We start from the raw sequence: 22157 nt of genomic DNA on the forward strand, positions 1-22157 counted from the left end.
AATAGGGAATGATTGGATTACAAGGAGTTACAGAAGAAAAAACCGAGACATCAATTGCAGGAAATTATCCTATTTTCAGGATATACCCGCCATCCATGGCGGGTATTAAGCTTACTCAGCAGGTACATCAATCCAGATGGTTTTCAGTTCGGTGTACTGATCGAGCGCGTACACCGATTTATCGCGGCCACCAAAACCAGACTGTTTATAGCCACCAAATGGCGTGGTCGCATCACCTTCACCAAAGCAGTTCACCGTCACGGTTCCCGCGCGTACTGCACGTGAAACACGAATTGCACGGCTCAGCTTACCGGTGTAAACCGAGGCTGCCAGGCCGTAATCGGTGTCGTTCGCCAGCGCGATGGCTTCAGCTTCGGTTTTGAAGGTGGTGACACACAGCACCGGCCCGAAGATCTCCTCGCGGAACAGCGCGCTTTTCGGCGTCACGCCATCCACAATGGTCGGCTGCACGTAGATACCACGATCGGTGAATCCGCCCTGAATGATGCGTAATCCTTCTTTGCGCGCGGTCTTCAAATAATCACTGACCTTGCAGAAATGCTCAGTGGTGATCATGGTGCCAAGGCGATTCTCCGGATCCAGCGGGTTGCCCATGCGCCATTCACCGAGCTGCTCAGCGATCTGCGCCAGCAATTTATCCTTCACCCCTTCCTGCACCAGCAGTCGGGAAGTTGCCGAGCAGTTTTCGCCCATATTCCAGAATGCGCCATTCAACACATTGGCGGCAACGCTGGCCAGATCCTCGGCATCATCGAACACCAGCGCCGGGTTTTTCCCGCCGCATTCCAGCACGATCTTCTTCAGATTCGATTCGGCTGAATAGTGCAGGAAGCGACGTCCCGTTGCGGTTGAACCGGTGAAGCTCACCATATCGATGTCTGGGTGCAGGCCAATAGGCTCGCCCACTTCTTTGCCAGTTCCGGTGACAATGTTGAGCACGCCAGCCGGAATACCCGCTTCATGCGCGAGTTCCGCCACGCGTAATGCCGTCAGAGAAGTTTGCTCAGCGGGTTTTACAATCACCGAGCAACCCGCAGCCAGTGCAGGACCGATTTTCCACGCCAGCATAAGCAGCGGGAAATTCCATGGCAGCACACAGCCCACCACACCAATCGGCTCGCGAACGATCATCGCCATCGCACCGTTGCCGGTTGGCGCGGTCTGGTCGTAGAGCTTATCGATGGCTTCCGCATGCCAGCGAATCACGTGAATCGTCTCCGGCACGTCGACTGCCAGACACTCACTCACCGGTTTGCCGCTGTCGAGGCTTTCCATCACCGCCAGTTGCGTGACTTCGTTTTCCAGCAAATCAGCCAGCTTGAGTAGTACGGCTTTGCGCTCGCCGGGATGAAGCTGGCTCCAGCTGCCGGCTTCAAAGGCGCTACGTGCGCCCTGCACTGCCAGGTTCACATCAGCGCTATCGCATGCTGCGATATGCGTCAGAATCTCGCCCGTCGCAGGATTGGTGGTTTCCAGTGTTTTGCCGGAAACCGCCGCAGTAAAACGTCCGCTAATGAACGCCTGATCCGGGAACCGCAGTTCCCGCGCCACGTTCACCACATCACTCAGCGTTTGTACCTGTTTCATGCGCACTCCTTAAAGCACTGCAACGGCAGCCACATTGCGTTTTACACCGTCGATCACGGCCTGCAACTGCGCTTTCTCATCTTCTTCCAGTCCCTGCAGTGGTGCACGCACCGGGCCTGCTTTCAGTCCTGCCAGTTCTGAACCGTACTTAATGGACTGGACAAATTTTCCGCCATCCAGGAAGTTCATCAGTGGCATCATCGCGGCCATGATCTTACGTCCTTTATCGAAATCTTTTTCCACGACGCACGCGTTGTATAGCGCGACGTGCTCGCGTGGAATGAAGTTAGAACCGGCACACACCCAGCTACGCGCGCCCCAGGCGAAGAACTCCAACGCCTGATCGTCCCAACCACAAGACAGTGCAATATTCGGGAATTGACACGCCAGCAGGTGCAGATTGTTGAAATCACCTGAACTCTCTTTGATCGCCACGACGTTATTCGAACGGCTCACTTCGCGGAAGTAAGTCTCGCCCATAGAAATGCCCATTCGTCCCGGATAGTTGTACAGCATGATCGGCAACTGAGCGGCTTTGTCGACGGTCAGCGCATGGTGGGCGTTTTCCAGCTCGGTCGGCAGCGCATACGGCGGTGAGGTTACCAGAATGGCATCGGCTTTATGGTCACGAGCATGGGTAGCGAAAGCCACCGCGTCTTCTGTGCGGATAGCGCCAGTCCCAACAATCAGTGGCAGACGATTGCCAATCACTTTACGTGCATGTTCAACCAGAGACAGACGCTCTTCTGCGCTTTGTGCATAATACTCACCGGTTGAACCACCGATAATGATGCCGTGCACGCGCGCTTCAATCAGCGATTCGAGGACGTTAGCGAACGCTGCGAAATCGATGCTGCCGTCTGCTGCGTAAGGGGTAATTGCCGGGGTGTAGATACCTTCAAATGTCATCACGAAATCTCCAGGTGAATTCAGGACCAAATGCAACGCCGTGTGGTTGCGTTTGTTAACAATTTGCATATCGCATGGAGAGAGGTCAATCGGGATAAGTTTTTTGTATACGTGAAAAATACAAAGGAAATACTATCAGATGGAACATTCCTACCAACAGTTAACTTATGTTCATTATTAATCAATTACTTAAATTATTTTTAGTGACGTAATAATTTTCTAAATGAATTCAGATAACGATCACATTCCATGACTATCGTCTCCCCTGATGTATTTACACTGCGCGTCAAGCGGCATAGTTTTATGCTGGTTTTAACCTGAATTTAACAGGTAAGCTTGCACCGGCATTTCAGGTGAACATTGTGCAGAAGAGGTAGCGGGTGATGCCCCAGAAGAAAGCGACGCTCATAGGTTTAATTGCCATCCTGTTATGGAGCGCGATTGTTGGATTAATCAAAAGTGTCAGCGAAGGCTTTGGCCCGATCGCTGGAGCGGCGTTGATCTACAGCTGCAGTGCGATACTGCTGCTGTTCAGCGTGGGATTTCCCAACCTGAAGAAATTTCCCCGCCGCTACGTGATTATCGGCAGTGTACTGTTTGTCTGCTATGAACTCTGCCTGTCGCTTTCGCTCGGGTTTACCCATAGCGGACGGCAGGCGATTGAAGTGGGGATGGTGAATTATCTGTGGCCAAGTATGACTATTGTACTGGCGGTGATTGTTAACAGACAGAAAGTTAGCCCACTGATTATTCCGGGCGTGATTTTAGCCGTGGCAGGAATTTGTCGCGTGTTGGGTGGCGATCAAGGGTTTTCGGTCAGTGAGATGACGAACAATATAATGGAAAACCCGTTAAGCTATGGTCTGGCTTTCACCGGCGCCATCATTTGGGCCATTTATTGTGTGGTCACAAAAAGAATTGCCAATGGTAATAACGGTATTACGCTGTTCTTTATTTTAACTGCATTAACGTTATGGGTTAAATACCTTATTTCGCCCCAACCCGAATTTGCCCCCTCTTTCAATACGTGGATCTCACTGGCGCTGGCGGCGATGGCGATGGGATTCGGTTACGCGGCGTGGAACGTCGGCATTCTGCATGGTAATGTGACGGTGTTAGCCGCCGCTTCTTACTTTATCCCGATCATTTCGTCAATTTTAGCGGCCTTTATTCTCAACTCGCACCTTACCCTCGCGTTTTGGCAAGGCACGGCGATGGTGAGCCTGGGGTCATTAGTCTGCTGGTGGTCAACACGCACCGTCGTCGCCAAAAGTGTTAGCAGTAAGATTTCTGAATAATGCTTCGGGAGGCGTTATCGCCTCCCGCAAAAAAGTCACATTAAAATTATAAAGCCATCAATTGTATTTATCCGACTATCCTGCACCGGAGGAAATGATATATGAAACAATTCCATTAGCGCCATCCAATCACCTCGTTGTTAATTTCTGTTCTGAATAACACTTTTATCACCGCTACAGGTTTATATTTATCTGGCGTCCTGATGATGTTAAGCACCCATCGCAGATTGTGCTTAATTCAGTCGCATTGGCGTAGTTAAGCTCAATCACGCCGAAAAGAAACAGGAGTAAAACATGTCAAATAACATGTCTGTTGAAGATGTCCCTATCAGCCGCTTCCACCGCTTATTAACGGTGCGCTCAGGCGGCGGCTCTTTCGTCGATGGCTATGTGCTGAGTATTATTGGTATAGCCATGACGAAAGTGTCGCCGGCCTTGGGTCTCAGCCCATTATGGGAAGGTCTCATTGCGGCTTCTGCCCTCATCGGGATTTTCTTTGGTGGCTTTATGGGCGGCGTTTTGACCGATCGCCTCGGCCGCCGCATAATCTACTTCGTTGGTCCCACCCTCTTTATTCTCTGTTCACTGGCGCAGTTTTGGGTACAAAGCGGAGAAACGCTATTTGCCCTGCGCTTTCTCACGGGCATCGCTGTAGGTATTGAATATCCTGTTGCCACGGCCTTTTTAGTCGAGTTTATGCCGAAGAAGTCGCGCGGCCCTTGCCTCGCCACGTTAACTATTCTGTGGTTTGCTGGAGCAGCCACGGCGTATCTGGTGGGTGAAGCCCTGTTGAATTTCGGTGGTGCGGAGGCCTGGCGCTACACGCTGGCGAGTACGGCTGTCATCGGTGCCCTGCTGATGCTGGTGCGCATGGGCACGCCTGAATCACCGCGATGGCTGATCAGCAAAGGGCGGCATCAGGAAGCAGAAGCAATTATTCGCCGCGTGTATGGTGCCAGCTTCAGTTTAAAGAACCTGCCAGCACAACCTGAAAACAATCACCTGTCATTTGGTAGCCTGCTGCATTCTGGCTATGGCAAACGCATGGCGTTCGTGACCATTTTCTGGACCTGCTCGGTCATCCCTGTGTTCGCCGTCTACGCCTTTGCACCTAAAGTTTTGCAGGCGCTGCATCTGAGTGGTGACTGGGCATCCTATGGTTCTATCGCCATTACCCTGTTGTTCGTGGTGGGATGCATTATCGGCACGCGTTTGGTGAACTCACTGGGACGCCGCAAACTGCTGCTGCACAGTTTCTTGTGGTCTGGTCTGGCACTGTTGTTGCTGGGTGCCTTGCGTGATGGCCCTTCGATGATCATCCTGCTGATGTTTGGTGCTTACGCCCTGTTTATCGGCGGCGCTCAGGTGCTGCAACTGGTCTATCCTAATGAAATATTCCCAACTGAAATTCGCGCCGGAGCCGTCGGTATCGGCACATCGATGTCACGTATCGGCGCGGCGGTCGGGACTTATCTGGTGCCAATTTCACTGCAAACTATCGGCATTGGCTCCACCATGTATATTGCTGCGGGCATTACGTTTATCGGCCTGACCGTGTCGTGGTTCCTGGCACCGGAAACCGCTTCGCGCAATCTGGATGATGCGGCATCGCTGGATGAAGAAAGCCCAGCGCCATCCGTTTCTGGCAAGCTTTCTAAGCATTCACACTAACGAAAAAGGGGCCATTTCGGCCCCTACTCTTTAACCAATCTCTCCACCACGCGCCGCCGTTTACGAAACGAGCTGGGCGTTTCGCCGTACTGCTTGCGGAACCAGGCAATCAAATGTGAAGCATCGGCAAACCCCGTTGCGGTAGCGATGGCATTAATGCTGTTGCTGGAATCCGCCATCAGCTTGCGCGCCTGCTCCAGCCGCATACGCCGCCAGTAAACCGCCGCCGAGTAACCGGTGCATTTGGTGAAAATCAAATTGAGCTGACGGAAAGTCACCCCGGCAAAATCAGCCACATCGGCCAGCGGAACCGGCGAATCGAGGTGATGTTTCATAAACTCAATCACCTTATTCACCAGTTCATTTTCGTAGACATCCGGCTCGTTGAGCGTGTTCTTTTGCAGTGTCTTTTTAACTGGCGCAGCAGGCTCCTCCACCAGCAGATATTTCAATACTTTCTGTGAGCGCACCAGCCCACAATGCTGGCGGATCAGATCGGCAGCGAGATCGATCGCCGTGCCGCCGGGGCAGGAAATGATGCCGCCATCTTTGATATAGGTTTTATCGATGACCGGAATCGCTTTCGGGAATCGCAGACGGAATTCATCACGCGTGGTGAAGTGGATCGCGCAATGGCGTCCATCCAGCAGGCCCGCGTTGCCAGCAACAAAGGCACCGCTGCACAGCGTAATGATCGGAATGTTACGTGCATGCAAGTCGCGTAGCGCCTGCAACAGCCACGTCGGCGACTGGCGGGTTTCTTCCAGCAATCCTCCCGCCACGACAAAATAATCCCAGCGTTTAGTAAAATCGAGCTCGGCTGTCGGCGAAACCGGCAATCCGCAACTGGCCGTAACTGGCTGATTATCACAGGTCATCCACTCCCAGCGGCAAAAAATCTGGCGACTGGTAAACGATTCGTCTGCCGCAAAACGCAGTGACTCCACTAGCCCCGCAACGGAGGCCAGGGTAAAACTTTTCATCAGCAAAAAGCCGATGGTGAGATCCGGTTTCGGTTCGCCAGGTTGCTCGGCGAAAGCTGTTTGCGGCATGTTATTCAGGTTCCTGCAATCCGCCCAGTTTACTTAACAAGCGCTTTAGATCGGCGATATCCTGGCTGTCGAGGCCTGCGGTGATCATCTTCTCTGCGCTTTTTGCCTGCTCAATCATACGATTCAGCATCACTTCCCCTTCTGCGGTCATTGATACCAATTTTCGACGGCGATTATTCACGTCTGTCACCACATTCAGTAAACCACTTTTACTCATGCGGTCAATCACATAGGTTCCGGTGGCTTTATCAAATCCGGCACGCTGACCCAGCGTTTGCTGATCACAGGCTGACTCCTCGGCCAGTACCACCAGAATCGCGTATTGCACGGCTGAAAGGCCAGTCTCCACACACTGCGACCAGCAAAAAGTCGAGTGCTGTCCAGCACGACGTACAAGGTGCATTAACGAACAATCGCCGTGCGGCCACAAGGGGGCGGCAAGAATTAAGTCAGGATTTTGTGACATCGGTGCACTTGACTCCTCAAATCGTCAAACATATAGTTCGAACACAAACAGTTTGAACTTAAACTATACGATAAATCGGGATACATATGAAGCTTGTTATCGGGATGACTGGCGCAACGGGCGCGGCAATTGGCGTGCGCGTGCTGTCTGCGTTGCGTGAACTTGAAGTCGAAACCCATTTAGTCATCTCCAAATGGGCGCGCGCCACCATCCAAATGGAAACACCTTACAGTGTACAGGAGGTCGCTGCCCTCGCGACCAGGACTTACAGCGAACACGACCAGGCTGCGGCCATCTCCAGCGGATCATTTCGCGTGGATGGCATGATCGTGGTGCCCTGCAGCATGAAAACCCTGGCCGGGATTCGCAGTGGCTACGGCGATGGCCTCATCACACGCGCTGCGGACGTGACGCTCAAGGAGCAACGCAAGCTGGTGCTGGTGCCTCGTGAATCGCCGCTCAACGCCATTCATCTGGAAAACATGCTGGCGCTGACGCGCGCTGGCGCATTGATGCTGCCGCCAATGCCTGCCTTCTACAACAACCCGCAATCCGTTGACGACATCATTAACCACACCGTTTCTCGCATTCTTGATCAGTTCGGCCTGGATAACGACATTACCCATCGCTGGACCGGTCCACGTTCTACCCTGGCTTAAGGAGAGCCTGATGAAATATTACGGCGATTTACGCAGCTTTATCACTGCCCTCGATGAAATGGGCGACATCATGCACGTACACCGCGAAGTGGATGGTGATTTCGAGCCGAGCGCTATCACGCGCCGCAGCTATGAAATCCAGTCTCCTGCACCGCTGTTTCATAATGTCGCGGGTGTTGCACCGGGCTTTCGTCTGTTTGGTGCGCCAGCAGCCTTGTCCTCACGCAGTGACATGCCCTACGCACGTGTAGCCATGTCTCTGGGACTGGTGCCGGAATCCAGCGGTCCGGAGATTATCGAAGCCTTATCCGCAGCACGCTTTAAGCCTGGCATTCCACCCGTCCGCGTTGAGTCGGCTCAGGCAGAGTGCCAGCAGAATATTTTACGTGGCGATGCGGCAAATCTTGACCATTTCCCTATCCCCTTCGCTCACGACAAGGACGGCGGTCGGTACGCCAACACCTGGGGCACGCTGATTGTGAAAACCCCGGATGGAAAATGGGTCAACTGGTCGATTGCCCGCGTGATGAAGGTGGATGGCAAGCGCATGGTTGGCCTGATTGTGCCAAGCCAGCACATTGGTCAGATCTGGACGCGGTGGGTAGCTCGCGGTGAACCGATGCCCTATGCGCTGGTGCAAGGGCCGGCTCCGGCTATCTCCTGTGTCTCAGGTATTCCCATCCCAGCCAATGCGGATGAAGCGGATTACATTGGCACACTGGCGGGTGAACCGGTGCCGGTAGTGAAAGCCATCAGTCTTGATCTTGATGTGCCAGCTACGGCTGAAATCGTGATTGAGGGGCATGTCTCGATTGAACGCGATTGTCAGGAAGGCCCATACGGCGAGTACGGCGGCTATCTCGGCGAAGGTTCATCGGCTCAGCCCACGTTCCACGTTGAAACTATTACTCACCGCGACGACCCGATCTGGCCGATGTCGATCACCGGTCGCCCCACCGATGAATCGCACACGCTATGGGCGATGGGCTTAGCGGCGGATGCCCTGACTTATCTGCGAGAAGCGGAGCTGCCGATCAAAACAACCTGGATTCCGGAAGACTCCACCGTGCATTGGTTGCTGGTGGTGATGCCAGAAAACTGGCGCGAGCTGCTGCCGGGTGTTAGCAGTGAGGAGTTAACTCAACGTATTGGTGAAGTGCTGTTTAAAACTGATGCGATGGTGTTTATCCCTAAAGTCTACGTCGTAGATGACGATTTCGATCCGACCAACCTGCGGGAAGTCGTTTGGGCACTGTCTACGCGCGTGCATCCGGTTGGACGTCGCGCCGTGTTTGATGACCAGCGAGTTATCCGCTTGCCGCAGTGCTATGACGAGGCCGAGTACGTTGCCGGTAAAGGGGCGAAAGTGGTGTTTGATACCTTACAGACCAAACGCCATCTGCATGCGTCATTCGCGCAAGGCTACCCGGAAGAAGTGCGTCAACGCATTCTGGATAACTGGCCAGAATAAGCGAACCCATCTGCGGCGCGCACATCGCGCCGCTAATGCGTGAACATTTTGCGATAGGTTGAAGGCGTCATCCCGGTGATTTTTGCAAAAGCACGTCGCAGCACATCGGCACTGTGATAACCACAGGCTGCAGGTATCGCCTTCAAAGGCATGACACCCGCCTCCAGCAAACTGCGTGCCTGTTCGATACGGGCATTCTCCAGCCAACTGCCAGCCTGGATATCCATTTCCTGACGAAACAAGCGTGCCAGATGACGTGTGCTGATTTGCATATGCGCGGCGAGATCGTCCAGCGAATTAACCTGCTCCAGATTCGCCAGTGCCCAGCGCTGCATCTCCTGAAACGCACTGCGTCCGGCCAGCGCCACCTGTCGTTTGCGCGCAAAATGCCCCTGTGTGACTGGCCGCTGGAAGAACATCACCAGATTAGCGGCAATATCCTGAGCCAGTTCACGTCCCAGATCCTCCTCGACCAGACGCAGCGCCATATCCAGCCCGGCAGTGACGCCTGCTGCAGTGCGCAATTTTCCATCGGCGACGTAAAGTGCATCGGCTTCGACTTGTGCATCTGGAATCAGGGCGGCTAGGGCCGCCGCACTCGCCCAGTGCGTGGTGACCTTCTTCCCCTGCAATAATCCGGTTTGTGCCAGAAGCAGCGAACCCGTGCACACCGAACCGTAACGGTGGCTGCCCAGACAGCGTTGCCTGATGTGATCGATTTGACTCGTCGACAATTGCAACGCCATCGCATCTGGCGCCCCGGCTATCAGGAAAGTGTTGGGCTGATGGGGATCTGAGAGCATGACATCCGCCATTAATCGCACACCCGAAGAGCACTGAACGGTCGCGGAATCCAGCGACATGACGCGCAATTGATACACCGCGCGATCCAGTATCCGATTCGCTTCGGCGAACACGTCTAAAGGCCCTGAGACATCTAACAGTTGGGTGCCCGGTACAGCCAGAATAGTGATGAGGTGATTCATGTTGATTTGACCGTCTGCATTAATCGCAATGTCTTCTTTCATCGCAAAACATCAATTCAAGACATTGTGCGCTCGCGTTAAGCTGATTTCAACTTAACTGTACCCGGAGAACACCCATGAAATTTGAAATTAATGGCATCAAAATTCCTGACAGCCAAATGGCGCGCGACGCGACTCAATTTGTACGTGATACCGAATCCGACCTGCTGTTTCATCATTCCAGTCGTGTCTTTTACTGGGGCGCGCTGGCGGGCCAACGACTCAATCTCAAAGTAGATACGGAACTGCTTTATGTAGGCTGCATGTTTCATGATGTCGGCCTGACACATGAACACTGCAGTTGTGACAAGCGTTTTGAGGTCGATGGCGCGAATGCCGCACGCGATTTCTTACAACATTATGGAGTGGAACAGGCTGATATCGATAAAGTCTGGACGGCGATTGCCCTGCACACCACGCCGGGTATCCCACAGTTTATGGCACCCGAAATCGCGTTAGTCACGGCTGGCGTAGAAATGGACGTATTGGGCATCAATTACGATCAGTTCCCTGATGCCGAGCGTGAGGCGGTGGTGCAACAGCATCCCCGTCCGGCCCAGTTCAAAGAAGAGATTATTCAGGCCTTCTATGACGGTATAAAGCACAAACCGGATACCACCTTCGGCAATGTGAAAGCTGATGTCATTGCGGATAAACAAGCGGACTTCACGCCGCTCAATTTTTGCAGCGTGATCCGTCAATCACGTTGGATTGGGTAATGTAAATGGCGCATTGCGGTCAGGATGCGCCATATTTCGTTGGGTGCCGAAGTATCATTTTTCAGGCCCGATACACTGCTGCCATCTTTCACTGATGGAGCAGTACTATGATTGCCGTCTTATTTGAAGCGCGTACCCAACCCGAGCATCAAGCTCGCTACCACGAACTCGCTCTACAACTGAAATCTCAGCTTTCTGAGCTGCCTGGTTTCATTTCGGTTGAGCGTTTTTCCAGCTTGAGTGAGGCGGGGAAAATCCTTTCACTCTCCTACTGGGAACACGAGGAGGCGGTGCTGGCATGGAAAAAAAATTTGCAGCACCAGCAAGCCCAGAATGAGGGCCGCGCTGGGTTGTTCTCTTATTATCAAATCCGTATCGCCACTGTGACACGCGAATACGCACATGAGGCAAGTCAGCATGTTTGATGTTCATGTGATACTCGATAATGTTCCCGGTGCTCTGGCAGCTTTAGGCTCAACGTTGGGCAATAATGGCGTGGGCCTTGAAGGAGGCGGAGTATTTAGTATGGGTGAGCAGAGTCATGCCCATTTTTTGGTCGAGCAAGGTGAACAAGCCAGACAGGTTCTACAGGCTGCAGGATTCCATGTGGTTGCCGTTGAACCGACATTAATCCGTAAATTAAAACAGGACCGTCCTGGTCAACTTGGCGAAATTGCTGACACTCTTGCGCGCAATGGCGTTAACATTCTGCTGCAGTACAGTGACCACAACAACCAGCTCATCCTGATCACCGATAACAATGATCGGGCGGCAGAGGTAACCATCGCATGGCAGCCCGGAACAGCCCGTTAATTGCTGATGAAGCGTCAGAACATGAATTACAAAAGGCAATGTCTGCCGTCGCCAGCGCACTCGCTGACCCTTCTCGGGTCAGCATTTTGTGTGCGCTGATGGATGGTCGCGCGTGGACAGCCACAGAATTGAGTGGCGTCGCGGATATCGCCGCTTCGACAACCAGTGGGCATTTAAGCAAACTGTTGGATGCGCGCCTTGTGACCTGCTTGTCACAAGGACGTCATCGTTATTTTCGCCTGGCCAACAGCGAAATCGCACATCTGCTGGAAACCTTAATGGGGGTGTCGATGCGCCCCCTGTTTACTCCCGTTTCTACCACGCCAAGCCATTTGCGATATGCCCGAACCTGTTACGATCACCTGGCAGGTGATCTCGCTGTGCAGATTTACCAGTTTATGATGACGGAAAAGTGGATTGAGACTGATGGAAGTGCCCTGACTCACAACGGTCAGCTGGAATTAGAGAAAATGGGTATGCAACTAAAACTAAGCAGCAAACGTAAACCTTGCTGTGCGTGCCTCGATTGGAGTGAACGTCGCATGCATCTTGGCGGCGCAGTGGGGGCCGCTTTGCTTAGCCTGCTAATTGATAAGCAATGGCTGAAACGCGTAGAGGGCTATCGGGAGATAAATATCACGCCAGCCGGGAAACTGGCTCTTCAACGCTGCTTTGGCGTGCAGTTGTAAACATCAAAATAACACTCCCGTCACAAATATAACCTTTATCAAATCAGCAAAATTAAATCATCGAACATTTTCTGTACTGAATGCGCATCGTTGCTAATATAGTGACGCAACACCGCAATGCGTTGCCTACGAGAATTTTTTCCTTGGTTGAATGAACCGGCCCGCTTAGCGGGCATTTTTTTGTCCACGTTAACGCATCCAGAAGGCAGAGCCTCTCCTCAGTCAATAAAAAGCATGTTGCTGCTTATTCAGGAACGCCTGTTCTTCCGGGCTTGAAGGACGAACAAGTCTTTGGTTACGATGAGGATAGCGACCGAATAGTTCAATGATTTGGCGATGTTCCTGTTCACTCTGGTAGTAAGACGTTCCCTTCAATTCAGCGAATAGTTCTGTGGCCTGCTGATGGACAACTCGTGATTCGGCATGCATCCACGGCATCAGCATAAAGCCTTTTTCATCCAGACTGAGCGTCGTGTATTCCGGTGTTTTCACCGCTTCCTGCGCTAACAGTAGCGCCATGCCATCCTGCCGCCAGGCAAGATCACTTTCCCGATGCAAATTGCGGGAAAACTGATCAAGTACGATGATTTCTGCCAATCTCCCCCGAATACCTTCACGCCACATCGATAATTCACCACGCGTTGCAGCCTCCCAGCAGGTATAAAAGCGACGATGTATTTCATCATCAAACCCCCGATTCTTTTTGAACCAGGAGTCTTCATGCTGAACGTCGAACCAGAAACTCAATACATTCTCGTACTCCATCTTTTTCTCCGTAATAAATCCCCTGATAACTATCAAGGTTAGGCTAAAATCGTGAGAGTTATCTGATAGACTCGCGCGGACAATACGGACAAGGAACCCTAAGGTGAGAGCATGAGTAATCAACTGGATGATCGACTGCAAACTGAACTGGACAGAATCAATGTAGAGGAAAAGCGCAACGACCGTCCCTACTTTGATGTCTCGTTTATCAAAAATTACCCTGGTTTGTTTGGCCTGATGTGGATCCTTTTTGCTCTTACCATGGCGCTGCTGATGTACTCCGACTCATTCGGCACCATCGAGTATGTGGTCTGTATCCTGATTTTTGCTGTGTGTAATTTCTTTTTCTTCTTCCACGTCAATCCTTCGTACAAAGCGAAGGATATCGATAAAGGTGCATGGAAGAATTGCTATACCGGCGACTGGTATATGGAAGTACATGTACGCGATGCGTTTGTCGATGAGTTGCTGTCAGGCACGGTGCTGACGGAAAGTGAGAAAACTCGACTGGTCGATATGCGAGCCAAGAAAGGATATTTGTATTTTGCGGATATTTATCGCTTAAGACATTAAGCCTTGCTTTGTACATCCACTCAGTAAGAGTGAAGAGGCTTCTTGCGGAGATTAACTTTAATTACGTCCGCCAGTGCTTGAGGCCAAAATCGATAATGGCCTTTAATTTCGCGCTGGCAAATCGATCCTGACGATAGACCATATTAATTGGCCGATTTGGGATGGTGAAATCTGTCAGCAGTGGTATTAGAGTTCCTTGAGCAAACTCCTGCTGCAATAACACTTCTGGCTGCATTATGACGCCCGCTCCCGCCAATGCCGCCTGCCTTAATGCTTCGCCGTTGTTGATACTAATGCAGTCATCAACGCGTACGCTTACCTTTTCCTCACCACGCTGGAAGTGCCAATGCCGTTGCGACTGTTTTAGCCTGAAGCCCAGACATTGATGGTTAACCAACTCTTCCGGATGCAGCGGTATACCCTGCGCATTCAAATAATCCGGTGAAGCAGCAATCAACATGCGATAACGTCCTAGTGGACGAGCCACCAGCGACAAATCCTGCAGACGACCGATCCGAATCGCCACTTCCACTTCATCAGCCTGCAAATCCATCACCGAATCGGTGAGAAATAGGTCGACCTCAACACCAGGATGCAGCTGACGAAAAACACCCAGCGATGGCGCAATGATCCGCGAACCGAAAGTGGCAGGTGCAGAAAGGCGCAACAACCCTTTGACCTCAACGTGCAACTGATTAATCACCTGTCGTGTTTCACCGATTAAGCCCAACACTTGCTGGCAGTGTTGATAAAACAATTTACCCGCCTCGGTCAGCACCAGTTGGCGCGTGGTTCGGTGAAGAAATTTGGTGCCGAATTGTTGTTCAAGGCCTTTGATATGCATCCCCACCATTTGTGGTGTCAGTTCAAACCTGACTGCCGCGGCAGTCATACTGCCCTGATCCACCACTTCAATGAAAACCGCCATGCTCTTAAGTAGATCCATCTGCTACGTCCTCTCCCTTAATTCCAGTCAATGATCCTTCGATCATTGATTGGTTAAGTCAATGTGCTTCACTCGAGTTTTTTGCTACCACACCAGCACGAGTGAACAAGGCAATAAGGAGTCCCACTGTCGTTACAGCGGCTGCAATTAATGGAAGTTGTGCCACCCTGGCACCCTGATCCAACGCAAAACTGCCAAGCCATGCGCCACCTGCATTGCCAAGATTAAATGCCGCGATATTAAAAGAAGAACCTAGAACCGACGCATCCTGTGTGGCATGCATCGCCTGGACTTGTAAGGGAGTGATCGCAGAAAACATTGCCGCACCAAACAGAAAAACCAATAGCGCAGTCACTGCTTTGAAATCGGCTAACATGCCCAGCGCAATCAATACCGCCAGAAGAATGAGTAATGTCACCAGAATACCCAGGCGCAAACTAAAATCTGTCAGACGCCCTCCTAATGGATTTCCCAGCACCATTCCCACACCAAAGAGCAGTAGAAGCCATGAAACTGCACTTTCAGGGAATCCCGTCACCTGAGTCAGCAGCGGTCCGATATAGGTTAACGCCGTGAAAATACCACCAAACCCAATAACCGTGATCAGCATGGCTTTCAACGCCTGGGGTTGGAGCAGCACGCGGAATTCATTAGCCAGATGTTTAGGCTGCTCACTTTTGATATCGGGCACCAGAAGAGCGATAGCCAGGGCACCGAATAAACCCAGGGCAGAACAGGCGACAAAAGTAATGCGCCAACCAAAGTGATCACCAATTAGAGTGCCGAGAGGCGTGCCGAAAACGTTGGCTAACGTTGCCCCAAGAAACATTGCAGCGATAGCGCTGGCCTGCTTCTCTTTGGGTACCAGTTGCGTGGCAACGACCGCACCCAAACCAAAAAATGACGCATGTGCTAACGCAGCAATCACGCGAGCGAACAGCAAATATTGATAACTGGTTGCGATGGCGCAGGCAAAATTCCCCGCCACATATAGCAACATCAATATGACCAACGCATTTTTACGTTTAAATCGGACCATCAAGGGTGTCAGCAACGGCGCGCCAATCACTACGCCCAAGGCGTAAGCTGTGACCAACATCCCTGCAGAAGCGACACTGATAGACAAGTCATGGCTGATGTTGAGCAGCATGCCAACAATAACAAATTCTGAAGTGCATATGGCAAAAGCGCCAACCGTCAGTGCAAAGAGAGCAACTGGCATATTCACATCCTATTAAAAGGGTTAGCAGACAACCCACTGCTGTCTGCGGCTGTGAATCTATTGTTGGCGTTGGATACGCTGGGATAAATGGAAGCAGGCTTTCTCAATTAGAAAGCCACATTTTCTAATTGAGAAATTTTGGGCGTTCAGTTCGAAAACCCAATCCAATCAAGCGACCAAACAGGTGCCGCAGAAAAGGAAAACGACTGATCATCTGCGGCACCTTACTCGGCGTGGTGCGCTTGCGCTTATTACTGCTCATTTTGATTTGCAGGAATTGCGTGGCGACGGTGGGGAATTGTCTGCGCTGTTGAACTTTCTGCAGATCGCGTAACGTGACTTGCCCCTTTTTCAACGGCTGCGTGAGGAAATTCGCTGTGGCCACCGCGTCCTGAATCGCCAGGTTGACACCCACGCCGCCAATCGGTGACATGGCATGGGCAGCATCACCGATGCACAATACGCCGGGTTTCATCCACTGATCCAAACGGTCAATGCGGATTGATAGCAGCTTGAGTTTGTCCCAACTGTCGAGTTCATCCATACGCTCAGCGCTAAATGGTGCGACTTCTGCCATTGCACGCTTTAGCGTATCCAGACCCGCCAGCTTCATGGCATCGAATTGCCCTTTTTGGATGGTGTAACCGCACTGCCAATAATCTCCGCGATCAATCACAATAAAATTCTGCTTTGGCCCTTTATGACCCATGCCCCATTCGGGATCGATTGGCTGTTTGTCGAGACGGAACCACAGCACATCACGGGAGGAACCAAAGCTTTTGCTTTTCAGTCCGGCTTTGGTACGCACTTGTGAGTTTCGGCCATCCGCGCCAATCAGCAGTGAAGTGTTAATGGTTAAAGATTCGTTACCCTGTAACGTTTTAACCCCCACGATGGCATCGCCTTTATAGATCAAATCGTCAAAGGCTGTGGATTGCAGCAGCGTAAATCCAGGGAAGGCGGCGGCTTTTCTGGCGAGGAAATTAAGAAAATCCCATTGCGGCATAAAGGCGATAAAGCGGCACTGTACCGGCAAGCGAGAGAAGTCCGCCATAGTGATTTCCTGCCCGGCGACTTCTGCCTGTAATTTTTCGGCGCGTTGATGTGGCAAGGTCAGCAACTCATCCAGCAAGCCGAGCTGACGCATGATCTCCAACGTAGAGGGATGAATGGTATCGCCACGAAAATCACGCAGGAAGTCGGGGTGTTTTTCAATCACAACGACGCGTAACCCTGCCCGCGCCAGTAAGTACCCCAGCATTAATCCTGCGGGTCCGCCGCCAACGATACAGCAGTCCGCGGTGAGTTCTGTTGGTTGCATCCTGACCTCAGTACAAAACAATCAATGATAATAGTTATCATTTATATAGCATCGTATTGAAGCCTGAGTGGGAATAAATGCCGCAGAATTTACCTGTACATTCCTCTCAGGGACGCCGCGCAGGTCGAAAGATGCTTTTCAGAAGCTTGATGTTAAGCCTGCAGCCGCTCACTCAGCTTGAGCTGCAGAAGGTCAGGTCGAACCAGCGGCCACACTTTCAGTGGGTGCCCTAATGCGAAGAGACGAACGCAGAAGCCTGTTGTGCAGGTGGCACCGCGAAATTGCGCTGCATGCGTTTGATCTCCTCCGCAGGCGGCAGCCCGAAAAGACGTTTAAATTCCCGGTTAAACTGCGATGCGCTTTCATAACCCACCGCATGGCTTGCCGATGCCGCAGTCATCTCCTGACGCACCATTAGCATTCGCGCCTGATGCAGACGTACCGATTTCACGTATTGCATCGGTGACTGCTGCGTGATGGTTTTGAAATGCGCACTGAAGGTCGGCACGCTCATGCCTGCTTCAGCCGCCAACTGCGTAAGATTCAATGTCTGGGAATAGCTGGCATGAATATGGCGCAACGCTTTTCCCACCTTGCCGAATTGCCCCTGCAATGTCAGGGCCGCACGCAATGCCTGGCCTTGTGCGCCCGTCAACACACGGTAATAGAGTTCACGTACCAGTGCTGGACCAAGGATCTGTGCATCGAGTGGATGGCTGAGAGCGGTCAGGAAGCGTAAGACTGAATCACGCAGCGGCTGATCCATAGGACTCGACATCATGCTCTGCGCCGCTTTGCCCGAGAAAGGAATCTGTTGCTGCTCTAATTCCAATAACAATGCTGTCGCCACACTGAAATCAAGGTGCATGTAGATTGCCAGCAACGGGTGTCCTGCGCTGGCCGCGGTTTCCATGGTGAAAGGGACCGGCACAGAAACCGCCAGATAATGCTGCTCATCGTACAAGTAGACTTGATCGCCGAAGAAACCGCGCTTAGTGCCCTGACAGACAATCACAATGCCGGGATCGTAAAGCACCGGCGTGCGCGCTAATGGTCGATCAGAACGCAAAATGCGCACATCTGAGAGTTCGGTCAGATTGTAACCCTCATGTGGCGCGAGCTTTTTGAGCAATTCTACCGTGCGTCGTTGCACCTCTGAATCAACCACTACTTCCTCTCACTCATAAGATTAGGCAATAAATGCAGAAGATACGGCCTTATAGCGCGAACCTCCAGAGAATATTATGCATGCATCATTCACGTAGGGAGAAAAACGATGCTCACCTCTAAAACGCTTTTGATTACCGGTGTTAGCAGTGGTTTCGGTCGCGCGCTGGCGCTGGAAGCCCTGGAAAAAGGCTATCGCGTTATCGGGACGGTGCGAAATATTGAAGCCAAATTGGCATTTGAACAACTCCATCCGCAAAATGCGCTGGCGTTTGAACTCGATGTCACTCATTTCGCTGCTATTGATGATCTTATTGTCGACATTGAAGCTAAGCAGGGCCCGATCGATGTTTTGGTCAATAACGCGGGTTACGGACACGAAGGGATTATGGAGGAGTCCTCGCTGGAGGAGATGCGCCGACAGTTTGACGTCAACGTATTTGGCGCTGTGGCGATGACCAAAGCCGTAGTGCCCTTCATGCGCCAACGCCGTCGTGGGCATATTATCAATATCACCTCGATGGGCGGGTATATCACCATGCCAGGTATAAGCTACTACTGCGGCAGTAAGTTTGCACTGGAAGGGATTTCTGAAACTCTTAGCAAAGAGCTCGCGGGATTTAATATTCATGTGACGGCTGTTGCCCCAGGTTCATTCCGTACTGACTGGGCAGGCCGTTCCATGGTGCGCAGCTCACGCAGCATCAATGATTATGATGCACTCTTCGATCCCATTCGTCAGGCGCGTGAAGAAAAAAGTGGCAAGCAGTTAGGCGATCCACAGAAAGCGGCACGCGCGATGCTGACAGTCATTGAAAGTGATAACCCGCCTGCGCATTTGCTGCTGGGTAGCGATGCATTGAAGTTGGTGCAGGATAAACTTGCTGCGATGAGTGCAGAGATTGAGACGTGGGAAGCGCTGACTCGTTCAACAGATGGTGATTAGTGACCTTTGCAGGAATGTAATAATAAATAGAACATTGGCGGGTTCTAACAATAAATAATGAATTTAAAGCCCCAATTTAGGGGCTTTGGTATCACTGAAGAACACTTAAACCTTTACGATCAATAATATTGAGCAAACGCAGCGCCGCGCCGTTCGGTTTTTTTTCTTCTCGTTCCCATTTGATAATCGTGGCGACTGACATTCCAACGCAAGCCGCCAGCATTGCTTGACTCAAGCCCAAGCGCTCACGCAATTCTTTAATAGCTTGGCCCGACATCATAGGCAGAACAGGAAGTGCCGCTCGCAACTCGCGCAATCTTACCCTTGAGTCGATTTTTTCTTTAAGATCATCAGAGATAACGCCAATTTCATTGAAATCACGCGCGATTTCCTGAAGATCTTTAAGGTGATTAACCATCACACTGCACCTCTCGCATTTTCCCCGCCCTTATAGCTCGTCTTGCTTGTTCAGTGGTGAGGTTGAATAACTCTTTGGCAACTTGCTTATAAAGTAGCAGTTCGGTTTCTGTCATTTCTCGTATTGTACTTTTGACTGCTGACTTAGCATACCCATTTACAAAGAAGAGGTGCTTATCAATTTTGAAAGCAATGACAGCTCTGGCACCACTACTTTTACCTTTGGCTAAGGGGATGCGTTTCTTATATACCCCACCGCCTAAATTTGCTTCATATCGGCCCGCGATAACTTCTAGCGCTGCAATGCATAGCTTTGCATCGTCAATCCCATCAGCTTTGGTATTTCTGTCGAATGGTTTTAAAACATAAATTGCCATGGCGTCTCCTGACTGTGATTCGAATAGGACGATCCTTGTCCACACATGCAATCTCTATGATACTAAGTATCATAGGTTAACTCAATCTCTATCTTATTGGCCCAGACATCAACTTTGAGTGCTCTGAGAAAAAAGCTTTACATAAGCATATGTAATAAATGAACTAGCACTTTTTGCACAAAACCCATCCTGGTGTTTCGCCATATTCCTGTACAACCTGCTCAACTTTGTATAACTTTACTGGGCTTTGTGCTCATTAGTTAACCTGGAGGATGGAACCATGCGTCAGGACAGAAACCCTTCATCAGCGTCGTCTGCAATTACTCGATATTTCAATGAAGCCTCCCTGCCTTCTCAGCAGGAAACCTTAGGGCTAATCGTCGGCGAAATACTGCGTTCCGGGCGTTCGCTGAGTCGTAAAACGATCTGTACTAAACTAATCTGCCGATTAGAACAGGCCAATAGTTCAGAAGAAGAACTGCACTACCAGCAATTAATTGGCCTGATGTTTACCACCGAACGGTAATCCTGAGAACTTGCGCACTGACCTGGCATCGGACAAAGTGGCTTCCGCCTCATAGTTGTTCCACGTTAGACTGAATCCACTTTGTTACCTGTCGCAGGTTTGTTGCGGTAACCAGAGAACGTGTATGAACAGAAGTGAAGAAGAAAGATTGGCGGACATTGTCATGGGCGATGCCGTGTTACAACTTTTGCAAAATAAGGGGCCTGTTTCCAATAGCTCCTTGCTCGATAAGTTACGACTTATGGCATCGATAGAACCTGATGCTAGCCGCCAAAAAGCATTAAGACGCGCCATGGCAGAAGTAATGAACAACATGCAATCTTCCCGTCAGGAAAGCGTAGCGCTCAAAGACACCAATAACGTCACGCACATTTTTCGTCATCGTGACAATACGGGCAAAGACACACAGCATTAAAACCGGCTACATCTGCCGCATTTCACTTGTTAAACGTACTTCATTGATGGCTGCGATGATAATGAATCGCAGCCATTTTTTTGCTGCAAAATGTACTCTTGAGATTGTAAAACGCGATGCTGTAGCCGTTTTACATCCGAAAGATAAATAAGCAAGGATTCTGTGTGATGTTGTGATAACGTCAGTCTTCTTACTTATTCTGTCGCGAACCTATTATGCCCCGGATTATTACGTTGACTACAGGCACAACCATCACCGCATCCGGCGGCGGCTTGGGTACATCTGTAGCGAAAACGTAAGCGTACAGAATCCTCGCCCCGTCAACCAATGGACGGGGATAGTCTCCGTTCATCACTCAGTGAAAGGAGACACAGCATGCCAACCCCAGGTAAAAAAGCATTATTGATTGTCGATATGCAGCACGGTCTGTTTTATGCGCCCCAACAACCGTTTGGCGCTGAGAAACTGCTCGCCAATATCAATATCTTGATTAGCCGAGCGCGCGACAAGAATGCCCCCATTTTCGCCGCACGTCATACCGGGCCAGAGGGTTCACCACTTGCTGAGAGCAGTCCACTCACACAGCTTATTCCACAGCTGGCGATAGATGCCGAGTCGGATGATGTGTTTGTGAAGCGCTACCCTAACTGCCTTCGAGACACTACGCTGCTGGCATCGCTACAACAGGCCGGTATTGAAGAACTGGTGATTTGTGGCATGAAAACAGAATATTGCGTGGATACCACCTGTCGCGCGGCAGCGGATTTAGGCTTTCAGGTCACGTTAATAAGCGATGCACACAGCACGACAGATAATGGGCTGATTAGCGCTTCCCAGATCATTGCGCATCACAACCAAACGTTATCAGGCCCGTTTGTTCAACTGGCGACGACGGCTGACGCTGAGTTTTGAATACCGGGCGCGGTGAGTAACGCGCCCTATACGCAATAACGTGCGTCCGCAGAGAAAAAGCGGGCGCAGTATGAGGAGAACCGCCCTACTAACGCCTTGAAATTGTGCAAGCATGCCATCCTCGTCATGATCGCGACCCTGAGCATCGCTGGCTCAGTGAAAGCATCAAAGCGCATTTTCGCCTGCGGGA

25 protein-coding genes are annotated in these 22157 nt (G+C 51.2%); 13 read left to right on the forward strand and 12 right to left on the reverse strand.

The features are described 5' to 3' along the window. Positions 1 to 111: 111 nt before the first annotated feature. Both LBW88_RS16090 and LBW88_RS16095 read right to left on the reverse strand, forming a co-directional pair. Positions 112 to 1608, reverse strand: coding sequence for an aldehyde dehydrogenase (locus LBW88_RS16090; protein WP_224933094.1), 1497 nt, complete (start codon positions 1606 to 1608; stop codon positions 112 to 114). Between the two features lie 9 nt (positions 1609 to 1617). Further along, the gene (locus tag LBW88_RS16095) at positions 1618 to 2517 is read right to left on the reverse strand and encodes a dihydrodipicolinate synthase family protein (protein WP_224933353.1); all 900 of its coding nucleotides are present in this window, start codon (positions 2515 to 2517) and stop codon (positions 1618 to 1620) included. Between the two features lie 383 nt (positions 2518 to 2900). Between LBW88_RS16095 and yddG the strand changes: the two genes are divergently transcribed. Then, positions 2901 to 3815 (forward strand): aromatic amino acid DMT transporter YddG, encoded by a 915-nt coding sequence (gene yddG / locus LBW88_RS16100; protein WP_224933093.1) that lies wholly within the window; start codon positions 2901 to 2903, stop codon positions 3813 to 3815. 294 nt (positions 3816 to 4109) lie between these two features. Next, positions 4110 to 5486, forward strand: a complete 1377-nt coding sequence (locus LBW88_RS16105) for an MFS transporter (protein WP_224933092.1) — start codon at positions 4110 to 4112, stop codon at positions 5484 to 5486. A gap of 23 nt (positions 5487 to 5509) precedes the next feature. Here the strand turns inward: LBW88_RS16105 and LBW88_RS16110 are convergent, their stop codons facing one another. Continuing rightward, positions 5510 to 6538: a GlxA family transcriptional regulator gene (locus LBW88_RS16110; RefSeq protein ID WP_224933091.1), complete on the reverse strand. Its 1029-nt coding sequence runs from the start codon at positions 6536 to 6538 to the stop codon at positions 5510 to 5512. A 1-nt stretch (position 6539) separates the two neighbouring features. Beyond that, positions 6540 to 7004 carry a MarR family winged helix-turn-helix transcriptional regulator gene (locus LBW88_RS16115; RefSeq protein ID WP_224933090.1) on the reverse strand — a complete coding sequence of 155 codons (465 nt, stop codon included), beginning with the start codon at positions 7002 to 7004 and terminating at the stop codon, positions 6540 to 6542. A gap of 86 nt (positions 7005 to 7090) precedes the next feature. Between LBW88_RS16115 and LBW88_RS16120 the strand changes: the two genes are divergently transcribed. Together LBW88_RS16120 and LBW88_RS16125 are read left to right on the forward strand one after the other, a co-directional pair. Beyond that, positions 7091 to 7663 (forward strand): non-oxidative hydroxyarylic acid decarboxylases subunit B, encoded by a 573-nt coding sequence (locus LBW88_RS16120; RefSeq protein ID WP_224933089.1) that lies wholly within the window; start codon positions 7091 to 7093, stop codon positions 7661 to 7663. A gap of 10 nt (positions 7664 to 7673) precedes the next feature. Then, positions 7674 to 9134, forward strand: a complete 1461-nt coding sequence (locus tag LBW88_RS16125) for a UbiD family decarboxylase (protein ID WP_224933088.1) — start codon at positions 7674 to 7676, stop codon at positions 9132 to 9134. 32 nt (positions 9135 to 9166) lie between these two features. Here the strand turns inward: LBW88_RS16125 and LBW88_RS16130 are convergent, their stop codons facing one another. Next, positions 9167 to 10162: a GlxA family transcriptional regulator gene (locus tag LBW88_RS16130; protein WP_320442537.1), complete on the reverse strand. Its 996-nt coding sequence runs from the start codon at positions 10160 to 10162 to the stop codon at positions 9167 to 9169. A gap of 74 nt (positions 10163 to 10236) precedes the next feature. On the opposite strand from LBW88_RS16130, the gene LBW88_RS16135 reads away from it, so the two are divergent. The 4 genes from LBW88_RS16135 to LBW88_RS16150 all read left to right on the forward strand — a co-directional run bounded on the left by LBW88_RS16135 (position 10237) and on the right by LBW88_RS16150 (position 12380). Then, positions 10237 to 10878 carry an HD domain-containing protein gene (locus LBW88_RS16135; RefSeq protein ID WP_224933087.1) on the forward strand — a complete coding sequence of 214 codons (642 nt, stop codon included), beginning with the start codon at positions 10237 to 10239 and terminating at the stop codon, positions 10876 to 10878. 107 nt (positions 10879 to 10985) lie between these two features. After that, positions 10986 to 11303, forward strand: a complete 318-nt coding sequence (locus tag LBW88_RS16140; RefSeq protein WP_224933086.1) for an antibiotic biosynthesis monooxygenase family protein — start codon at positions 10986 to 10988, stop codon at positions 11301 to 11303. Continuing rightward, positions 11296 to 11691, forward strand: a complete 396-nt coding sequence (locus LBW88_RS16145; protein WP_224933085.1) for an amino acid-binding protein — start codon at positions 11296 to 11298, stop codon at positions 11689 to 11691. Before LBW88_RS16140 ends, LBW88_RS16145 begins: the two co-directional genes overlap by 8 nt. Continuing rightward, entirely contained in the window at positions 11667 to 12380 is a 714-nt protein-coding gene (locus LBW88_RS16150; protein WP_224933084.1) for an ArsR/SmtB family transcription factor, read from the forward strand. Before LBW88_RS16145 ends, LBW88_RS16150 begins: the two co-directional genes overlap by 25 nt. A 222-nt stretch (positions 12381 to 12602) precedes the next feature. Here LBW88_RS16150 and LBW88_RS16155 read toward each other — a convergent pair whose 3' ends face one another. Further along, positions 12603 to 13145, reverse strand: coding sequence for a DUF924 family protein (locus LBW88_RS16155; protein ID WP_224933083.1), 543 nt, complete (start codon positions 13143 to 13145; stop codon positions 12603 to 12605). Between the two features lie 111 nt (positions 13146 to 13256). On the opposite strand from LBW88_RS16155, the gene LBW88_RS16160 reads away from it, so the two are divergent. Further along, the gene (locus tag LBW88_RS16160; protein ID WP_224933082.1) at positions 13257 to 13718 is read left to right on the forward strand and encodes a YlaC family protein; all 462 of its coding nucleotides are present in this window, start codon (positions 13257 to 13259) and stop codon (positions 13716 to 13718) included. 61 nt (positions 13719 to 13779) lie between these two features. Here LBW88_RS16160 and LBW88_RS16165 read toward each other — a convergent pair whose 3' ends face one another. The 4 genes from LBW88_RS16165 to LBW88_RS16180 all read right to left on the reverse strand — a co-directional run bounded on the left by LBW88_RS16165 (position 13780) and on the right by LBW88_RS16180 (position 18375). Beyond that, a complete protein-coding gene (locus tag LBW88_RS16165) occupies positions 13780 to 14664 on the reverse strand; it encodes a LysR substrate-binding domain-containing protein (protein ID WP_224933081.1) in 885 nt (294 codons plus the stop codon). A gap of 58 nt (positions 14665 to 14722) precedes the next feature. Then, positions 14723 to 15886 carry an MFS transporter gene (locus LBW88_RS16170; RefSeq protein ID WP_224933080.1) on the reverse strand — a complete coding sequence of 388 codons (1164 nt, stop codon included), beginning with the start codon at positions 15884 to 15886 and terminating at the stop codon, positions 14723 to 14725. Between the two features lie 124 nt (positions 15887 to 16010). Next, complete coding sequence (locus LBW88_RS16175) at positions 16011 to 17207, reverse strand: FAD-dependent oxidoreductase (RefSeq protein ID WP_224933079.1); 1197 nt, start codon at positions 17205 to 17207, stop codon at positions 16011 to 16013. Between the two features lie 229 nt (positions 17208 to 17436). After that, on the reverse strand, positions 17437 to 18375 hold the full coding sequence (locus tag LBW88_RS16180) for an AraC family transcriptional regulator (protein WP_224933078.1): 939 nt from the start codon (positions 18373 to 18375) through the stop codon (positions 17437 to 17439). Positions 18376 to 18483: 108 nt separating this feature from the next. Between LBW88_RS16180 and LBW88_RS16185 the strand changes: the two genes are divergently transcribed. Then, complete coding sequence (locus LBW88_RS16185) at positions 18484 to 19320, forward strand: oxidoreductase (RefSeq protein WP_224933077.1); 837 nt, start codon at positions 18484 to 18486, stop codon at positions 19318 to 19320. A 91-nt stretch (positions 19321 to 19411) separates the two neighbouring features. Here the strand turns inward: LBW88_RS16185 and LBW88_RS16190 are convergent, their stop codons facing one another. Beyond that, positions 19412 to 19738 (reverse strand): helix-turn-helix domain-containing protein, encoded by a 327-nt coding sequence (locus LBW88_RS16190; RefSeq protein WP_224933076.1) that lies wholly within the window; start codon positions 19736 to 19738, stop codon positions 19412 to 19414. After that, a complete protein-coding gene (locus LBW88_RS16195) occupies positions 19731 to 20114 on the reverse strand; it encodes a type II toxin-antitoxin system RelE/ParE family toxin (protein WP_224933075.1) in 384 nt (127 codons plus the stop codon). Before LBW88_RS16195 ends, LBW88_RS16190 begins: the two co-directional genes overlap by 8 nt. A gap of 280 nt (positions 20115 to 20394) precedes the next feature. On the opposite strand from LBW88_RS16195, the gene ycgZ reads away from it, so the two are divergent. The 3 genes from ycgZ (at position 20395) to LBW88_RS16210 (ending at position 21967) form a co-directional block, all read left to right on the forward strand. Further along, complete coding sequence (gene ycgZ / locus LBW88_RS16200) at positions 20395 to 20640, forward strand: regulatory protein YcgZ (protein ID WP_224933074.1); 246 nt, start codon at positions 20395 to 20397, stop codon at positions 20638 to 20640. A gap of 124 nt (positions 20641 to 20764) precedes the next feature. Beyond that, the gene (locus tag LBW88_RS16205; protein WP_224933073.1) at positions 20765 to 21055 is read left to right on the forward strand and encodes a hypothetical protein; all 291 of its coding nucleotides are present in this window, start codon (positions 20765 to 20767) and stop codon (positions 21053 to 21055) included. A 375-nt stretch (positions 21056 to 21430) separates the two neighbouring features. Beyond that, complete coding sequence (locus LBW88_RS16210) at positions 21431 to 21967, forward strand: cysteine hydrolase family protein (RefSeq protein WP_224933072.1); 537 nt, start codon at positions 21431 to 21433, stop codon at positions 21965 to 21967. Positions 21968 to 22157: the final 190 nt, after the last annotated feature.

This window comes from Pantoea sp. alder81, from assembly GCF_020179835.1.
Classification (GTDB): domain Bacteria; phylum Pseudomonadota; class Gammaproteobacteria; order Enterobacterales; family Enterobacteriaceae; genus Pantoea.